This is a genomic window from Holdemania sp. Marseille-P2844, assembly GCF_900120005.1.
Classification (GTDB): Bacteria; Bacillota_I; Bacilli_A; order Erysipelotrichales; family Erysipelotrichaceae; genus Holdemania.
Genome location: NZ_LT635448.1, coordinates 95,619 through 107,956, shown reverse-complemented (window position 1 = coordinate 107,956; position 12,338 = coordinate 95,619). Strand labels below are relative to the sequence as shown.

Here is a 12,338-nt window from a genome sequence, read left to right as displayed (position 1 = left end):
CAGAGGATCACGGATAGATCTGTTCCTCAACAAGGTTTCCCTGCGCATCATAGGCCCGGTAGGTTCCCTCCCATGTCGCCTCTTCAGAGTTTTCCAGTTGCTGGATCTTGATTGAAAAATCATGCTCCCATTGATCAAAAACAATTACTGGCCGGCCTTTACCGGGATCCATTTCCACCTTCATGATTTCAGGCTGGCTGCGATGGATGACAAACAACTGATTTTTCCCATCACTCAGTCCGTCGATTTGAAATGCTTCGTCAGCATCCGCATAATCATTGTGTGTGCTCCCTCCGGTCGTGATATAAAAGATACCTGCCGTCTTCTCAGCGCCATGCAGCGCATATTGATGATCGTTCGCATACAGATAATAATAACGATCCCCAATTTGAACCTCGTCGATCTTTTCAGCCGGGCTGAAATACAGTCCCCGCAGCGAATCTTCCACACATGCCTGGGGTGATAGATAATAACCGCTAATCCATCCCAACAATACAAGTGTGATCAGAATCAAGGCTATGCCTGCCACAATCTCTCTTTTCCGTTTCATTTTTTCAGCTCCCATTCCTTCAGGTCTAACGACACCCGCTGTCCGTCGATCAAGGAAAGCTCAATTACATCGGAAGCCGGCGCTGTAAAAGTAAGCATCCCTTTCGAGCCGAAGAAAGAGGTCGCTTCAAAATAAGGATAAACTGGAAGGCTGTCGTCTCCATTTTGGATAGAGAAGAAGTTCACCGACCAGCCGGAACGAGAATAGGACAGCTTATTGCGGATATGATACGTTAAGATCAACTCGCCTTCATCAGATTTCCAAAGGGCGTCCAAAGTCACGGTATGTCCGGCTAATTCAATCTTTTCATTTACGGTCGCGATCTTTTCGGCATGTTCAGGGGTCATAGGCAAAAGGTATTGAATTTCATTCCATCCTGCAGTAAGCAATAAATAAACGAAGACAATCCCGGCAATCGCCGCACAGGACATCGTGATCAGCCAGAGCCATCCTAAAAGCGGATGATGAATTCGGTTCAGTTCCCGCCCAACGGCCTGTGGATCCCCCATTCTCGCTGCCGCTTCCGCCTGCGCCTGTTCCAGGGTTAAGCCCTCTTCCTGCATCAGATCCTCAACGCTGTCCTGCAGATGAGCGCGCAATTCATCGCCGATTCTGCCGCGGTCCAGAAAGAAATGAACCTGCGCCGTTACGGCTTGGACATAAGTCTCAATCGGATTCATGATCCGCTGCCCTGAAACGAAAGCACCTGATTGACTGCGGAAGAAAAGCTTTCCCACTGTTCCTGCTGAGCTTCCAGCTGCTTGACGCCCCGAGCCGTAATGGTATAGTACCGGCGCGTCCGCCCGTTCACCGTTTTGCTTACCGAACGGATCCAGCCTTCATTTTCCATTTTGTGCAGAATCGGATACAATGTGCCTTCCTTAAAATCAAACGCGTCATTCGACCGGTCTTTGAGCGTCTTGATCAATTCATAGCCGTAGCGTTCCTGTTCCTTCAACAAACTTAATACCAACAAAGCGGAACTGCCGGCGATCAAGCCTTTATCATAATTCATAAACAACCTCCTTCCATACCTAGAATTTCTATGCTTCTATTATACATAGTTCTTCAAGGTATAACAAGGCATTATCTATCAATACTTCATGCTTTGTGATCAAGAGGATTCGATGCCAAAATAAAAGCTGTGTTCCTGATGATTCAAGCACACAGCTTACCATTAGATTCAGCCACTTCCCCTCATTTCAATCCAGATAAAAAACAGATGTGCCGCAGCTTTGGGGGAAAATCTGTTTTTTCGCGCCAGCGCTTCCTGAATCCGTATTATCATCATTTCGGTATTGCATTTCTGATCCCGCGGCAGATTTTCAACACATTCATTGATATCCCCCAGACAAACGCCCTTGCCCTCAGCTTGCCTGTCGTCTTCCCTCTGATTTACCGCAAAGACTTCGCCTCAGATAAAATCGAAAGGAAAAGCAGATGTTGTTTCATTCATGGTTTCAACTTCTTTTGTTTACCAAGTGTCAGAAGTCCCGCAAGCTCCATTCCATAGGCGATGAAGCTGACGAGCATTCCCCATTTTCCATATTGAATCACCATCAAAAGGAACAATCCCAGACCAAACTCCGCCAGCCGCTTCACCGAATCATCTGCGAATAACCGCCGGAACAGCTGGGCCAGAATCAGGAAAACCACCACCAGTTCAATTAATGCCAGAATTAGCTCCAGCGGACCAAGAGAAGCATAAGCGGCGCTCAATATCGCGGCCGATGCCGCAGGAAGCTGGGCAGTCTGACCGCTGACCTCCAGTAAACCATACTGAATCAGCGGAGAATAGCTGGCCATCGTCACGACAAACGTATTGATCAGCGCATAGCCGCCATAAATCAGACTGATTCTGCCGAGCGAAGCCGGACGAAAACGGCGAAAAAACAACGCGGCGGTCAGCGTCCAGGTCAAGACCGCCGTGATCAAATAAAAGACCGTGGAGGTGGGCGTATCCAGATTCAGCGACCAGGCATTTTTAAACACATTCAAGAACAGATTGGCGGTTAAGTAAAATGTGGCTCCAAACAAGACGCCTGGGATTTTCGGTTTCTCTTTCGCCGTGAGAATCAACGTGAGCGGCAGAGCCAGCCCCATAACGCCCAGGACTGACAACAAAATCAATTTGAGCATGATTCAGTCCTCCTTCCTCTTTGAAACCGATGGATCAGCGGGCCCGTCGTGACAATGGAAATCACCGTACCGACGCCCGCGATGCCGCCAGCCAGACAGCCCAGCACCGTCAGCGCCAGATCCGCGCCCCAGCGCAGAATCGAATACGATATGCCCAACCGGGCCTGTGCTGCATGAAGCAGGCTGTCCAATCCGTTCATCCCCAACTGACAGCGGATCAACATCGCGAGGCTGAACGCATATACCATTTGCCCGAGGAGGAAGACAAGCAGGCGTCCGGGCAAAGTAAACCCGGCGATCAGACTGCCGGTCAGGGCCACTGTGCCGTCAATCGCGAAGCCGGTGACCAGCGCTGAAATCACAGTACCGGCCCCGAAGTAGTTCCGTGCAGTCAGAAACGCCGCCGCAATCAAAACCAGATTGTACAGCCGCGACGCCTGACCATAGCTGATATGCAGCTGGCAATGCAGACCGTCCTGAAAAACCGTGACCGTGTCCGAGCCGATATTCGCGTTTAAGATCAAGCCGACGCCCACGCCGATGCCCACGCCGGCCAGCGCCGCCAGGACCGCTGTCTTCCATCTCAGGCTAGAGATCCGCTCCATTCGTTTCAATCACCCGCTTATACCAGTCAAAGCTCTTTTTCTTAAACCGTTTCCGGCTGCCTGTGCCGTCGTCGTTCAGATCAACATACACAAACCCATAACGTTTGGACATTTCATTGGTCGTGCAGCTGACAATGTCGATCGGTCCCCATGCGCAGTAAGCGAACACCTCGACGCCGTCGCGGATCGCTTCCTTGATCGCCTTAAGATGCTCACGCAGATAATCAATCCGGTAATCATCCTCAACCGTTCCTGCTTTCAGCTCATCCAGCGCTCCCAGTCCGTTTTCCGCAATCATCAGCGGCAGCTGGTAGCGGTCATAGTACACGTTGAGCGAATTGCGCAGACCCAGCGGATCAACGCACCAGCCCCAAATCGAAGCCGGAAGCAGCGGGTTGCGGGAGATATCGTTCAGATCGGCCGTGTTGTGAACCGCTGAATTCATTCGCGAGTAATAATAGCTGAACGCCATATAGTCGGCGGTATAGTTGTGAATCAGATCCAGTTCCTCCTGCGTCATCACGATGTTCAGCTGATGATCCTCAAAATACCGCAGCGCATAGCCCGGATACTGTCCGCGGATCCGCACGTCGCCATAGAAAAACTGACTCATCTGATTCTTCTGCAGGGTGCTGAACACATCCTCCGGCGACGCGGTTTCCGGATAGCAGTTATGATCGGAAATCATCATACCGAGCTTGAATTCCGGATCGATCTCCCGTCCCAGCCTGGTCGCCAGCGAACAGGCCACAAACTGATTGTGAATCGCCTGGTATTTCGCTTCTTCCAGATTGTCGACCTGATCGCACAGAATTCCCAGAGAATTAAACGATTCGACATAAATCAGGTTGATCTGATTGATCAGAATCCAATATTTCACCTTTCCCCGATAGCGCTCAAAACAAGTCCGGGCAAAGCGGGCGTAAAAGTCGATCAGGCGTTTATCGCGCCACCCGCCGTATTCCGTCACCAGCTTTAACGGCAGTTCGTAATGAAACAGCGTAATGATCGGCTCCATGCCATTGGCTACAATCGTGTCGATCAGGTCGTCGTAGAATTGCAGACCTTCTTCGTTGGGCTGCTCGTCGTCGCCTTTGGGATAGATCCGCGCCCAGTTGATCGAGGTGCGGAAGGCTTTCAGTCCCAGCTGCTTCATCAGCGCCAGATCGTCCTTGTAGGTGTGATAAAAATCAATGCCGCTGCGCTTGGGGAACTGCCAGTCCTCCCTGATCGCTAATAATTCATTTAACCGGGTGCTGGTCATTTCTGAATCCGCATCGCGCTTGCCGCCGCGGACTAAATGGGGATCGTGCCAGTCCACGTCGGGTACGGACAGCCCTTTGCCGCCTTCCTGCCATGCCCCCTCTGCCTGATTGGCTGCAATCGCGCCGCCCCATAAAAAATCGTCTGGAAATCCGTGTTTCATCGCTTCCTCCTTCTTCAAGTTTTTGACTTCTGCGTTTTTACTCTGTATTCTGCTTTCGCAATTCACTTTATTGTTTTACTTCCGTTTTTAATTTTGCATTTTACTTTCACCTTTTGTTTTGTGTATTTCTACCCGCTTTCGTGACGGCCTTTCCGAGGCTTGCTTGTTCAGTCTGAAATAGTCTGACCTGAAATAGTCTGATTGGAAAAGAAGCTGCCTGGAATGCAGGCAGCTGTCTGTCGTTTATGCGTGCCGCAGGAAATACAGTTCGCTGAGCTCTTTGATCAGATCGATCGTCGCCATTGTCGTCATCAAATGATCCTGAGCATGCACGACGATGATCGAAAACTCGGCGTGCATCTGTCCGGCGGCTTCCTCCTGAAGCATCGCGTACTGCGCTTTGTGAGCCTCGTTAATTTTATTTTCCGCTTCTTCCATCTTCGCTTCATAGCCGGCATGATCGTTCTGTTTCGCCGCTTCCAGCGCTTCGTAAGCAGAGCTTTTTGCGTCCCCGGCATACGAGATAATTTCAAAAGCTGTCATTTTGATATCGGTCATGTTTCTGCCTCGTTTCTTTTGTCTTATGCGGATGCGTTGGCGGACGCTTCCAATTCAGCGGCTTCCCCGCTTTCCTGCTCGATGCAGCGTTTTTCATAGATCTTGAAGAACGGATAATAGATCACCCAGTCGATCGCAAACATCACGACGACTAACAGGCAGGAACGCCAGTCCAGCGTCGAGATGAACGCGCCCAGCACGGTCGGCGTTGTCGAGGTCAAAAACAGGAACGAATGATTGACCAGCCCCAGCGAGGTACACAGCCAGCCCAGCAGGATATTGGCCGATGGCGCTAACATGAACGGAATGACCAGAATCGGATTCAGGAAGATCGGCAGGCCGAAGATCACCGGCTCGTTGATATTGAACAGCGATGGAATGATCGCCACCTTGCCGACGGCGCTGAGCTGTTTCGACTTACTCTTGACGCACATTGCGCACAAGGCCAGCGTGGAGCCCGCTCCGCCGATGCAGGAATAATACGCCCAGAACGACTGGGTATAGACGTGCGGCAGAGCATTCAGCGCGGTACCGGCCGCGAAGGCTTCGGCATTGGCGGTCAGCGTGACCAGCTGGAGCGGATCCAGAAGCGGCCCGACGACCGTCGTCGGATGAATGCCGAACGAGAACAACAGGTTTTCAAACGCGGTCAGCACGGTGACGGCGACCGGGTTTTCCACCGCCACGGTAATTAACGTGAAGATGTACTGCCACAGCTCCGGCAGCAGCTTGCCGAAAGCCAGCTGGGAAATCACGCTCAGTGCATAGAAGAGTATCAACGCGTAGACATATGGGAAAATCGTACTGAACGTATTCTCAATGACCTGCGGGACGCTGGGCGGCATGTGAATCGTCCAGCCCTTCTCAATCGAAATCCGCATGATTTCCACCGATCCCAGAGCGACCAGACAGGCGACCAGAATGCCGACGGAGCCTAAATAGGCAATCGACATCGCGCCGGAAATAACCGGTGAGGCGATCAACAGATATATCGAGGTTGCGCACACCGCGAAATTGACGGCGTTCTTTTTATAATGCTCGGCCAGCGAATACGCTACGGTGAAACAGATGAAAATCGAGATGATGCCCAGCGTCGCTCCATACGGCGCATAACAGATGTCCTTGAAGTTCGTCGACATCTGGAACCAGGCGTTCATGAAGGCGTCAAAGAAACCGACGCCGGTCGCGTAGCCTTCCTGCCACGGACACTTGTAGATTAAGAAAGCAATGCCGCCGACAAACGTAAACGGCAGCGCGCTGACGACGCCGTCGCGCAGCGCCAGAAAGTGCGGTTCGGTTCCGAAGAAGGTCGCCATCGGCATACATAATTCTTCAAACCGGTCGAGGAATTTCTTTTTTTCGTGCTGTTGTTTCGCCATGGAATAAAGTCCCCCTTTTCCCTTTTATTTTTGTTTTGCCTGTTCGCAGCGGCGAATCTGATCCAGAATCGCCTTGCCATTGCAGCGGCCGAAGTCTGCCGGTTCAATGTTCATGACCGTTAAGCCCTCATACGGCTCGGCCAGACTCTGCACCGTTTTGATCTGATAGCGGATCTGCGGCGCCAGCAGGACATAGTCATATTTCCCCATGACCTTCTTCGCCTCCGACAGCGACTTTGCTTCGATTGTCCACGGTTCGTCGCTTGTCAGGTTTTCTTTCATTTTCTGCAAGACGACGCTGGTGCTGGAACCGCAGGCGCAGACCAGTAAAATGTTCATTGCATTACCCTCCTCTTGGCTTCTGATTTATTTATACCACCGGAAAGAAAACGGTGCAGGAAAGGAGTTCCCTATCGAAAAGGTAAACTTTATTTGAAGAATTTACCTTTGTGTTAAAGAAGATAAAGGCAATTTCAAATTTTATAATTGTTTATAATGAAAAAGAAAAGAGGGGCGTTTTATGTACGAAAAAGACCGGCTGATTCTGCTTCAGAAGCTGATGGCTTCCTCGGAACCGCTGTCCAGCTCGGCGCTGGCTTTTACGCTGAACGTCAGCGTCAAGACATTGTTGAAATACATCAATCAGCTCAAGGATGAATTGATGGAAAACGGGGCTGATATTTTAATCAAGCGCGGATCAGGATCGGTATTGATCGTCTACGATCCGGATAAATTCAATCATTATGTCCAGTCTTTAAGCGTGGGGGAAGTCAATGACGTCGGCTCTCCGGAAAACCGCAAAAAATATCTGCTTGCCCGGCTGATCACAGAAAATGAATATCTCAATTTATACGATCTGGCCGATGAAATTTATATTTCTCCTTCCTCGCTGCGCAAGGATCTCAAGGAGCTGAAGCCGACGCTGGAACGCTATCATCTGACACTGCAGCACAGTCACAGCAACGGCTATCGGATCACCGGCAAGGAAAAGGATATCCGCCGATGTCTGTCCAAGGAAGCGTCGATCAGCGGAATCATCGACTTTCTGCCGCAGGAGACCAGTTACAAATCGAAGCAGCTGAGCCTGATTCAGCACGTCATCGCGGAATCACTGATGAACGCGAACATTTCGATCACCGCCGATTCCTGCAGCGCGCTGTCGCTGCATATTCTGATCGCGATCAACCGCGTGGAAACCAACAATATCATCAATCAGGAAGTCAGCGAAGCCATGCGGCAGTCGCTGGAATACAAAACAGCGATTGATATCAACCGCTCGATCGAGGAAATTTTCCATGTGTCGCTGCCGGAAGCGGAGCTGTGTTATTTTGCCTTCCATATCAACGGGAAAAAGAAAATCAACGCCGATCATGGAAGTCTGGGTGAGGATCTGCCGCAGGACGCCGTTGTTTTTTATAATTTATTTCTGCGCAATATCTTGAAGCTGTCCAAAATCGATTTGTTTGAGGATAAGGATCTGCGGGCGAATCTCTTAACGCACATCGTGCCGTTTCTGCACCGGCTGGAAAATAACATGCAGGTCACGCAGTCGAATCTGTCGTCGATCCGCGACGAGTTTCCGTTCGCCAACGAGCTGGCGGTCTGCGGCCTGTCGTTTATTCCCAGAAAATATGGCATCGCCGTGTCCGAGGAAGAAATCATGTACTTCACGCTGCACATCGCGCTGGCTCTGGAGCGGGGCCCGGAAGCGCGGGTAAAAGTGAATATCGCCGTGATCTCCAACGATATTTCCAGTTTGTTTAAGCTGATCGCTTACCGGCTAAACAAAACGCTGGCGGATTTTATCAATCTGGTCAAGCTGTTCGATGCGAAATCGCTGGATGCAGAGGAACTGAAAAAGTTCGACGTGATTCTTAATGCCACGGAAATGAATCTGCGTTTCGATAAACCGACGTTAAAAATCCAGCCAAGTCTTTCGGAGAATGATCTGCATATCCTGCGCCTGCTGCTGAACAATCTGAATGAGAAGTTTCATCTGGACAAACTGATCCGTCCCGAGCTGTATCTGGAAATCAGCGCTTCTTCACGGCAGGAAGCCTTGATGAAACAAATTGAACACATTCGAAAAAGTTTGCCGCTGCCTGCGAATTTCTATGATTCCGTCGCCGCCCGGGAGCGCATGGGGACAACCGAATATAATAATAAAATTGCGATTCCGCATCCGTTAAACCCGGAACAGCTGCCGAATTTTATCTCCATCTGCAAGCTGAAAAAACCGGTGACGTGGAATGCGAAACCGGTTCAGATTATTTTCTTGGTCTGTATCAATGAGAATCAGGCATTGACACGGATTTTCTTTGATAAAATCTCCAAAATTATTCAAAATAGTCATCTGGCTTTTGAATTGTTGGAAACGAGAAATTATGATGAATTCATGGCAAAGTTCAGTCAGTTCTAAAGGAGGGATTTGATGTTTACTGCATTTCCCAGCTGTCAGTTTCAGGCTGCCCATCCGCAAACTGCCGCTGAAATAAGGGATTATCTTCAATGTCGCTGGAACGCTGAAACGACGGGCTGCTGCCGGAGTGAGGGATTGAAGTTTCAGTCCGGCGATACCCTGATCACGGTTTGTCTCAGCTGCACAGCGATTCTTAAAGAACGATTTCCTTCTTGTTCAGTCATAACACTTTATGACTTGTTGGAGCAGGATTGTGAGTTTCTCTGGCCTGATGTGCACGGACAGGTCATCACGCTGCAGGACTGCGCCCGGGCAGATGTCCCTCTGCGCCGTCAGGTTCGCAGCTTGCTGGCGAGAATGAATTATACCGTGCATGAAATGGGTGAGACAGCGCCGCCCACCTGCGGCACCCTTTTGATGAATCCGATCAGCGAGCGAAATCTGCAAAGCGCCCCGACTTACTTCAAAGCGCTGCAGGCTCAGGTTAAAATTCTGGATTTTGCCAAGCAGCAAAAGCTTTTGCAAGCTCAGGCTGGTTACTATCCTGACAAACGAGTGGTCGCCTATTGCAACAGCTGTTATCAGGCGCTGGGTTCTTTGGATATCGAGCGTTTCCATCTGTTAGATCTTATTTTTATGAAAGACTGATCTATAAATGAATCCAAACTTTGAACCTTTTTACTGCGATCAGAAAGCGTATATCCCTGTGTCGTCATGATATTCTTCAGCTCATTTTCAATTTATTTGCGAATTTCCATCCTTTGTTTGTCATATACAAAAGCGGAATGATGAGAAATAGAGGCATCTGCGGCTATCCCGGAGGCGATCTCAAAAACATTGCGGCCGGCACGACTGTTTCAAGATTGACCGCAACGGAGTAATTTTTACGAATATCAGTTATCAAACCTCGCTTTTTATCTGTATAAAGCAGCGTGTCGGCAATCCGAATCTATGTATTAAATCAGCTGCACTCTCACGTCAGAAACATCCCATTTTGAGAAGCTGTACATCGTAATTCATAGACTCATCACTTTTTCCAAATTAACATGATCTACCTTAATCCCCATGTATTATCGTGAATATTTAAAATAGTTAGTTAAGCCTGCGATCGAATAACGAATGAAACAATCTTTTTGCCTTTCTTGAATTAATTTCAGCGTTGATCTGCTTTTATTCCAACTCAATAAAATAACACAAAAAAATCCTCTGCTCCCTAGAGGAACAAAGGATTGATAATTCATTGTTCTAAATTAGCGCTGAACACGTCCAGAGCCGTCACCGCCTGCCAGCGCTTCGACTTCCTCGGCGCTGACCAGATTGAAATCGCCGTTGATCGTGTGCTTCAACGCCGAAGCCGCAACCGCGAATTCCAGAGCTTCACCCTGCGTCTTCTTGGTTAACAGGCCGTGAATCAGACCGCCGGAGAACGAATCGCCGCCGCCGACCCGGTCAACAATCGGATTGATCTCATACCGCTTGGACTGATAGAATTCCTCGCCGTCATAAATCAACGCCGACCAGCCGTTATGCGTGGCGGAGAAGCTTTCGCGCAGCGTTGTGCAGACCGTCTTGAAACCGAACTGGACGCGCATCTGCTCAAAGATTGTCTTGTAGCCGTTCAGATCCAGCTTGCCGCTGGAAACATCCGTTCCTTCCGGCTTAAAGCCCAGGCACAGCTCCGCATCTTCTTCATTGCCGATGCAGACATCGACATACTGCATCAGATCCTTCATGACCGCCTGCGCTTCGGCTGGTGTCCACAGCTTTTTACGATAGTTTAAATCGCAGGAAACAGTAACGCCGTGCTTCTTCGCCGCAATGCAGGCCGCTTTGGTCAAAGCCGCGCCGTTGGCGCTGATCGCCGGCGTGATGCCCGACCAGTGGAACCAATCGGCCCCCTCCATGATCGTATCGAAATCGAAATCATCGACCGAAGCCTCGGCAATCGAGGAACCCGCACGATCATAAATAACCTTGGAAGCCCGCATTGAAGCTCCGGTTTCCAGATAATAGATGCCTACCCGATTACCGCCGCGGGCGATGTAGTCGGTATGCACGCCATACCGGCGCAGTGCGTTGACCGCCGACTGACCGATTTCATGCTTCGGCAGCTTGGTGACATAATACGCGTCATGACCATAATTAGCCAAAGAAACCGCGACGTTCGCTTCGCCGCCGCCGTAAACGACGTCAAAGGAATCAGATTGAACAAAACGAGTATTGCCCGGCGTGGACAAACGAAGCATAATTTCGCCTAATGTAATGATTTTCATAATTGAGATTTACCCCTTTCCTTATGCCGCATTTTTCAGATGAATCGCAAAGCCGCCGATTTCACCTTCAAAGTAAGCAAATTTCAGATGCCCCCTGGCATCGAACTGTTTCGTTTCTTCAACGAATTTATAACCCCGTGCTTCAAAGTAACGGACAGCGCGATCCACAGAATTCACGGTATAACAGATATGCCCATGCGTTCCGCGGCCGTTTTCATTCATCACTTCCACGGTCTCGCCCGCAAAGAAGCTCTTGGATGTGGCGCGGACATCGCACTGAAGCAGACCTGCCATTTCGTTCGCAATCCCTTCAGAGGTTGACGGCGTAGCGTTGATGCCGACATGATCCAGCTTCAGACCCAGCATCGTCTTAACTGCGTTCTGCGTCAGTTCCTTAATCTTATCGAATTCACCGTTGGCAATCAGCTTGGAATCGATCATCCAGGTGCCGCCGCAGGCCACGATCCGGTCGTAAGCCAGGTATTCGCAGATATTATTTTCCTTAATTCCGCCGGTCGGCATGAAGTTGACGTTCACATACGGAGCCGCCAGCGCCTTAATCATTTTCAGGCCGCCTAACGGCTCAGCCGGGAAGAATTTCACCGTGGTTAAGCCAAATGACAACGCTGCTTCAATATCGCTGGCATTCGCGCAGCCTGGCAGAATCATGATGTTTTTAGACTGGCAGTAACGGACGATCTCCGGATTCAGTCCCGGCGAAACGATGAACTTCGCTCCCGCTTCGATCGCATCGTCGACCTGCTTGGTCGTCAGAACGGTGCCTGCACCCAGGATCATTTCCGGGAACTTTTCATTGATGATCTGCATCGCCTGCCTGGCATGTTCAGTACGGAACGTCACCTCGGCGACAGGCAGACCACCCTCGCACAACGCCCTGGCCAGCGGTTCAGCATCCTCGATCCGGTCGATTTTGATGACCGGCACAATGCCGATCCGGCTGATTTTTTCTAAAATTGCATCCATGATTT

Annotated in this window: 13 protein-coding genes; 2 read left to right on the top strand and 11 right to left on the bottom strand. The window is 50.1% G+C overall.

Annotated elements, in window-relative coordinates; all coding sequences use genetic code 11:
- Positions 1-7: 7 nt before the first annotated feature.
- The 9 genes from BQ7364_RS01350 to BQ7364_RS01310 all read right to left on the bottom strand — a co-directional run bounded on the left by BQ7364_RS01350 (position 8) and on the right by BQ7364_RS01310 (position 6,996).
- On the bottom strand, positions 8-550 hold the full coding sequence (locus BQ7364_RS01350; RefSeq protein ID WP_072683038.1) for a hypothetical protein: 543 nt from the start codon (positions 548-550) through the stop codon (positions 8-10).
- Positions 547-1,230, bottom strand: a complete 684-nt coding sequence (locus tag BQ7364_RS01345) for a permease prefix domain 1-containing protein (protein WP_072683037.1) — start codon at positions 1,228-1,230, stop codon at positions 547-549. Before BQ7364_RS01345 ends, BQ7364_RS01350 begins: the two co-directional genes overlap by 4 nt.
- On the bottom strand, positions 1,227-1,565 hold the full coding sequence (locus tag BQ7364_RS01340; RefSeq protein WP_072683036.1) for a PadR family transcriptional regulator: 339 nt from the start codon (positions 1,563-1,565) through the stop codon (positions 1,227-1,229). Before BQ7364_RS01340 ends, BQ7364_RS01345 begins: the two co-directional genes overlap by 4 nt.
- A gap of 437 nt (positions 1,566-2,002) precedes the next feature.
- A complete protein-coding gene (locus tag BQ7364_RS01335) occupies positions 2,003-2,689 on the bottom strand; it encodes a hypothetical protein (protein ID WP_072683035.1) in 687 nt (228 codons plus the stop codon).
- Positions 2,677-3,294, bottom strand: coding sequence for a YczE/YyaS/YitT family protein (locus tag BQ7364_RS01330; protein WP_072683034.1), 618 nt, complete (start codon positions 3,292-3,294; stop codon positions 2,677-2,679). Before BQ7364_RS01330 ends, BQ7364_RS01335 begins: the two co-directional genes overlap by 13 nt.
- Positions 3,278-4,720, bottom strand: coding sequence for a family 1 glycosylhydrolase (locus BQ7364_RS01325; protein WP_072683033.1), 1,443 nt, complete (start codon positions 4,718-4,720; stop codon positions 3,278-3,280). The genes BQ7364_RS01330 and BQ7364_RS01325 overlap by 17 nt, the downstream gene beginning before the upstream one ends.
- A gap of 243 nt (positions 4,721-4,963) precedes the next feature.
- Positions 4,964-5,278 carry a PTS sugar transporter subunit IIA gene (locus BQ7364_RS01320; protein ID WP_006057311.1) on the bottom strand — a complete coding sequence of 105 codons (315 nt, stop codon included), beginning with the start codon at positions 5,276-5,278 and terminating at the stop codon, positions 4,964-4,966.
- Positions 5,279-5,301: 23 nt separating this feature from the next.
- Positions 5,302-6,657, bottom strand: a complete 1,356-nt coding sequence (locus BQ7364_RS01315) for a PTS sugar transporter subunit IIC (RefSeq protein WP_083538341.1) — start codon at positions 6,655-6,657, stop codon at positions 5,302-5,304.
- Between the two features lie 24 nt (positions 6,658-6,681).
- Complete coding sequence (locus tag BQ7364_RS01310) at positions 6,682-6,996, bottom strand: PTS sugar transporter subunit IIB (protein WP_072683032.1); 315 nt, start codon at positions 6,994-6,996, stop codon at positions 6,682-6,684.
- A gap of 181 nt (positions 6,997-7,177) precedes the next feature.
- Between BQ7364_RS01310 and BQ7364_RS01305 the strand changes: the two genes are divergently transcribed.
- Both BQ7364_RS01305 and BQ7364_RS01300 read left to right on the top strand, forming a co-directional pair.
- The gene (locus BQ7364_RS01305) at positions 7,178-9,076 is read left to right on the top strand and encodes a BglG family transcription antiterminator (protein WP_072683031.1); all 1,899 of its coding nucleotides are present in this window, start codon (positions 7,178-7,180) and stop codon (positions 9,074-9,076) included.
- Positions 9,077-9,088: 12 nt separating this feature from the next.
- Positions 9,089-9,724: a hypothetical protein gene (locus tag BQ7364_RS01300; protein WP_072683030.1), complete on the top strand. Its 636-nt coding sequence runs from the start codon at positions 9,089-9,091 to the stop codon at positions 9,722-9,724.
- A gap of 602 nt (positions 9,725-10,326) precedes the next feature.
- On the opposite strand, the gene BQ7364_RS01295 is transcribed toward BQ7364_RS01300, so the two are convergent.
- Both BQ7364_RS01295 and eda read right to left on the bottom strand, forming a co-directional pair.
- On the bottom strand, positions 10,327-11,349 hold the full coding sequence (locus BQ7364_RS01295) for a sugar kinase (RefSeq protein WP_072683029.1): 1,023 nt from the start codon (positions 11,347-11,349) through the stop codon (positions 10,327-10,329).
- Between the two features lie 21 nt (positions 11,350-11,370).
- Positions 11,371-12,333 carry a bifunctional 4-hydroxy-2-oxoglutarate aldolase/2-dehydro-3-deoxy-phosphogluconate aldolase gene (gene eda / locus BQ7364_RS01290; RefSeq protein WP_072683028.1) on the bottom strand — a complete coding sequence of 321 codons (963 nt, stop codon included), beginning with the start codon at positions 12,331-12,333 and terminating at the stop codon, positions 11,371-11,373.
- Positions 12,334-12,338: the final 5 nt, after the last annotated feature.

Bases quoted from the DNA above. Each gene is read 5' to 3' on its own strand.
- BQ7364_RS01350 (WP_072683038.1), bottom strand. From the start codon at position 550: ATGAAACGGAAAAGAGAGATTGTGGCAGGCATAGCCTTGATTCTGATC.
- BQ7364_RS01345 (WP_072683037.1), bottom strand. From the start codon at position 1,230: ATGAATCCGATTGAGACTTATGTCCAAGCCGTAACGGCGCAGGTTCAT.
- BQ7364_RS01340 (WP_072683036.1), bottom strand. From the start codon at position 1,565: ATGAATTATGATAAAGGCTTGATCGCCGGCAGTTCCGCTTTGTTGGTA.
- BQ7364_RS01335 (WP_072683035.1), bottom strand. From the start codon at position 2,689: ATGCTCAAATTGATTTTGTTGTCAGTCCTGGGCGTTATGGGGCTGGCT.
- BQ7364_RS01330 (WP_072683034.1), bottom strand. From the start codon at position 3,294: ATGGAGCGGATCTCTAGCCTGAGATGGAAGACAGCGGTCCTGGCGGCG.
- BQ7364_RS01325 (WP_072683033.1), bottom strand. From the start codon at position 4,720: ATGAAACACGGATTTCCAGACGATTTTTTATGGGGCGGCGCGATTGCA.
- BQ7364_RS01320 (WP_006057311.1), bottom strand. From the start codon at position 5,278: ATGACCGATATCAAAATGACAGCTTTTGAAATTATCTCGTATGCCGGG.
- BQ7364_RS01315 (WP_083538341.1), bottom strand. From the start codon at position 6,657: ATGGCGAAACAACAGCACGAAAAAAAGAAATTCCTCGACCGGTTTGAA.
- BQ7364_RS01310 (WP_072683032.1), bottom strand. From the start codon at position 6,996: ATGAACATTTTACTGGTCTGCGCCTGCGGTTCCAGCACCAGCGTCGTC.
- BQ7364_RS01305 (WP_072683031.1), top strand. From the start codon at position 7,178: ATGTACGAAAAAGACCGGCTGATTCTGCTTCAGAAGCTGATGGCTTCC.
- BQ7364_RS01300 (WP_072683030.1), top strand. From the start codon at position 9,089: ATGTTTACTGCATTTCCCAGCTGTCAGTTTCAGGCTGCCCATCCGCAA.
- BQ7364_RS01295 (WP_072683029.1), bottom strand. From the start codon at position 11,349: ATGAAAATCATTACATTAGGCGAAATTATGCTTCGTTTGTCCACGCCG.
- eda (WP_072683028.1), bottom strand. From the start codon at position 12,333: ATGGATGCAATTTTAGAAAAAATCAGCCGGATCGGCATTGTGCCGGTC.